Here is a 277-nt window from a genome sequence, read left to right as displayed (position 1 = left end):
AGACGCTGGCTGCGGTCGCGTCCTCGTCAGATATTCTCATGGTTTCGCCATTATCGTTACATGTCACGTTTAGCAAGTGTGACATGTAACGCCAATAAAACGCCAGGCATAAAAAAAAGGCCAGCTATTGCTGGCCCTTTGGTTCATGTTCGCGGTTATTACTTAGGCGTTGTGATGCTTTTTTTCTTTCTGTCTCTCATGGTAGAGATACAGACTGCCGCCAGTGACGACAGTGAAAAATATGAGCAACCCCAACATGCCTAATGTGAAAGCGTCC

At 46.6% G+C, this 277-nt stretch carries 1 protein-coding gene; it reads left to right on the top strand.

Going from position 1 to position 277, the window contains the following annotated elements; all coding sequences use genetic code 11:
• A partial coding sequence (locus tag BHE89_RS26780) for a hypothetical protein (protein ID WP_353615091.1) occupies positions 1 to 264 on the top strand: 264 nt, incomplete at its 5' end.
• Positions 265 to 277: the final 13 nt, after the last annotated feature.

Origin of the sequence: Shigella sp. FC1967, from assembly GCF_001743005.1 — a bacterium.
Lineage (GTDB): Bacteria > Pseudomonadota > Gammaproteobacteria > Enterobacterales > Enterobacteriaceae > Proteus.
Note: the sequence above shows the minus strand (reverse complement) of the source record. Positions and strands in the feature narration are given on the sequence as shown.